Origin of the sequence: Siccirubricoccus soli (assembly GCF_024178315.1) — a bacterium.
GTDB lineage: Bacteria > Pseudomonadota > Alphaproteobacteria > Acetobacterales > Acetobacteraceae > Siccirubricoccus > Siccirubricoccus soli.
The window spans coordinates 1-3,607 of record NZ_JAMZIK010000132.1; the positions used below are offsets into that span (position 1 = coordinate 1).

2 protein-coding genes and 1 pseudogene are annotated in these 3,607 nt (G+C 73.8%); all 3 read right to left on the reverse strand.

Features of this window, described 5'->3' with window-relative positions:
- Positions 1-507, reverse strand: a pseudogene (locus NJ376_RS20155) (phage tail protein); the annotation flags it as partial.
- Positions 497-1,936 carry a siroheme synthase CysG gene (gene cysG / locus NJ376_RS20160; RefSeq protein ID WP_252955089.1) on the reverse strand — a complete coding sequence of 480 codons (1,440 nt, stop codon included), beginning with the start codon at positions 1,934-1,936 and terminating at the stop codon, positions 497-499. The gene cysG and the pseudogene NJ376_RS20155, both read right to left, overlap by 11 nt.
- On the reverse strand, positions 1,914-3,607 hold a 1,694-nt coding region (locus tag NJ376_RS20165; RefSeq protein WP_252955088.1), incomplete at its 5' end, for a molybdopterin dinucleotide binding domain-containing protein. The genes cysG and NJ376_RS20165, both read right to left, overlap by 23 nt.

The window sequence follows — 3,607 nt, forward strand, 5'->3', positions numbered from 1 at the left end:
CCCAGGGCCGCAGCCGCAGGGCCGAGAGGTTGGCCGGAAGGCCACCTCGCGCTGGCGGCGGTTGCGCTCCAGCTCGGCCTTCATGATCCGCTGCACCGTGCTGACCGAGGTGGTGAGCGGGAACTCCATGTCGCGGTAGATCGCCTCGCCCCCATCCTCGGCGACGTAGTTGCTGACCAGCAGCGGCGGCGCGTCGGTCGGCTGCCAGTTGGCGGCCGGCTCGACATAGACCGCGCGCAGGCCCGAGCTACAGCCAGCGGCTTCCCGCGCCGCCTCGACCAGGCCGGCCACCTCCTCGGGATCCTCGCCGCGGTCGCGAAGCAGCATCAGGAAGGCGCCGACCTGGTGTGGATCGGCCTCCCCGCGCAGCACCACGCGAAGGGCCGCTCGCGCTTCCTCCCGCGTCAGGGCACGCGAGCGGCCGGGGCCGCGGCCCAGAATGCGCACGAAGAGGGTAAAGGGGTGCTCCGCAGCGCCGTCCTCGGCGATATCGGGATCAGGCGGCATGCCGCATCATGGCATGCCTCGGCGTCGCACCGGTATCCGCGAGCGCCACGGCCACGCCGATCAGCACCAGGGTCGGCCCCTCCACCCCCGCCGCCGCAACGGTGCAGGCGATCTCCGCGAGGGTTGCGGGGAAGCGCCTCTCTCCCGGCAGGCTCGCATTCTCCACCGCAATGGCCGGCATGTCCCGCGCCATGCCGGCCTCGATCAGCGCGGCGGTAACGCGCGGCAAGGTGCGCGCACCCATATAGACCGCGAGGGTGCCACTCGCCTGCGCCAGTGCGCGCCAGTCCTGCGCAGGCAGTTCGCCATCGGCGCCATGCGCGGTGATCAGGTGCAAACCACGCGCGACGCCGCGGTGCGTCAGCGGCAGGCGGAGGCGCGCGGCGGCAGCGAGGGCGGCGGTGATGCCGGGCACCACCTCCGCCTCCACTCCGGCCATGCGCAACGCTTCCAGTTCCTCCCCCCCGCGGCCGAAGACAAAGGGATCGCCCCCCTTCAGCCGCACGACATGCGCGCCCGAGCGCACCTCCCGCACCAGAAGCGCATTGATCGCGGCCTGGCTCATCGCATGGCGGCCGCAGCGCTTGCCGACATCGATGCATCGCGCGTCGCGCCGGGCGAGGCCGAGCACGCGCGGATCGACCAGCTTGTCGTAGAGCACGACATCGGCGCGGCTGAGCGTGCGGAGCGCCCGGAGGGTCAGCAACTCCGGATCGCCTGGTCCGGCACCGACGAGGCTGACGCGGCCCCGGCGCGGCGCGGCGCCCGCCCCAGCCAGGCGCGCCGCCATGGCCGCGTCGGCGCCCTCGGCGTCACCGCGCTCCAGGATCGCCGCCTCCTCGCCTTCCGGCACGTCGTCCCAGAGGCGCCTACGCCGGTCGCGATCGGGCAGGGCGGCGGTCACGTGGTCGCGCCAGCGGGCGCAGAAGGCGGCGAGCGTCCCGAACGCGGAGGGCACCGCAGCCTCGATCCGCGTCCGCAGGTCACGCGCCAGGGCGGGCGCGGCGCCTTCGGTGCCGATGGCGATGGACCCAGGCCCGCACTGCAGCATCGCGGGGGTCGTGAAATCGCAGAGCGTGGGGCGACCCACCGCGTTCACCAGCACCCCTCGCCGGCGCGCCTCGGCGACCACCACCGCGGCCTCCTTGGCGTCCTCGACCGCCACGTAGCAGAGGCGCACGCCATCAAGATCCTCGGGCGCGAAGGCCCGGCGCAGCAGCATTATCCCGCCTGCCGCGGCGAGTTCCTCCAGCGCCGCGCCCGGCACCGAAGCGACTGCGCGAATCACGGCGCCGGTCGGCAACAGGAGGCGGCATTTCGCCGCTGCCTCCTCGCCGCCGCCGACGACCAGCGCCCCCTGGCCGGTGAGGTCAAGGAAGATCGGGAAGGGCATCGCGGCGGCCGCTTCAGGCTGCGGCGGCATTGGCATGCAGGTCACGCAGGATCTCCCTGATCTCAGCTAGGCAGGAGCCGCAATTCGAACCGGCGCCGATTGCAGCGCCGACCGCCTCGGTGGTGGTGAGGCGGCGGTCGAGGATGGCGGCACGCAGTGCAGCAAGACCGACACCGAAGCAGGCGCAGACCGCGCGATCCGCCGTCGGCGCTGCGCCTCCGGTGATGCGGCCGGCGAGCAGCGCGCCCCGGGCGGCCACCGTGACCTCGCCCTCCAGCAGCGCAGCCAGCGCGGCGCCCTGCGGCAGGCCCGCGCCGGCCTCGCCGGCGGCAAGGAAAAGGCAGGCCTCGACCCGCCCCTCCAGCAGCACGGCGAAGCGCCAGCAGCCGCGCGCGGGATCGGCCAGTTCCAGCCATTCCACCCCTTCCGGCGCATCGAGCAGCCGCGCGGCGAACACCCCCAGCGCCGCGCCGGGCGGCAGGGCCTCCGTACCGGTGAGCTCCAGCGCATTCCCGGCACCGACAGGCACGCGCGACCAATGCACACCCTCCGGACGGATGGCACGGCGGTGCAGCAGCAGCCCACGCCAATGGACAGGCGCCGCTTCCGCGCGCGCCGGCGTCGCCTTCAGCTCGGGCTGGCCAGAGACAGGGTCGGTGGCGGCGCCGACCAGACGGCCGACAGGGCCGGATGCGGCGAAGGCGTCTGTCCAGTGCATGGGCACGAAGACCTCGCCCGGCTGCTGGGCCGGCGAGATGGCGGCGCGCAGCATCGCCTCGCCATGCGGGGTGGCCAGCCGCACCATTCCCCCCTCCCCCACACCGATCCGCGCCGCATCCCTTGGCGAGAGGGAGACCGTCGGCGCAGCGGCATGCGCCATCAGGCGGGGCGAAAGGCCTGTACGCGTCATGGTGTGCCACTGGTCGCGCATGCGACCGGTGTTCAACAGCAGCGGGAACGCCTTATCCGGCTTGGAGGCCAGCGGGCGCCAAGGCGTGGGCAGGAGGTGCGCCCGCCCGTCCGGCATTGGGAACCCACCCCGCGCGAAGAGGCGTCCTCCCGCTGCGCCGCCGGCAGGCAAGGGCCAGCGCCGGGGCGCCAGCGTGTCGTATTCCGCGTCGCTCAGGCTGACCAGCGCGCCGATGTCGAAGGTGCGCGCGCCGTCATTCTCGAAGGCGGAGAGCGCGGCATGCTCGCGGAACACGGCGGCGGGCGACTCCCAGGAGAAGGCGTCGCCGAAGCCCATGCGTCGCGCAACCTCGGCCAGCACCCACCAGTCGGGCCGCGCCTCGCCCGGCGGCGCGCGGAAGGGGCGCTGGCGGGAGATGCAGCGCTCGGAATTCGTCACCGTGCCATCCTTCTCGCCCCAGCCCGCCGCCGGCAGCACGAGATGCGCGAGTGCCGTCGTGTCGGTCGGCCAGCAGTCGGAGACGACGACGAAGGGGCAGGCGCCCAGCGCCTCCCGCACCAGCCCGGCCCGGGGCATGCTGTCGGCGGGGTTGGTGGCGATGATCCAGAGCGCCTTCACCCGGCCCTCTCGCACCGCCTCGAACAGCTCCACCGCCTTGAGCCCCGGGCGGGTGGCGAGGTTCGGCGCACCCCAGAAGCGGCGCAGGCGGTCGAGGTCCTCCGGCCGGTCGAAGCGCATATGCGCGGCGAGCTGGTTGGCGAGGCCGCCCACCTCCCGCCCTCCCATGGCATTGGGCT

Excerpts from the sequence above, each read along its gene's own strand:
- cysG (WP_252955089.1), bottom strand. The coding sequence starts at position 1,936 with ATGCCAATGCCGCCGCAGCCTGAAGCGGCCGCCGCGATGCCCTTCCCG.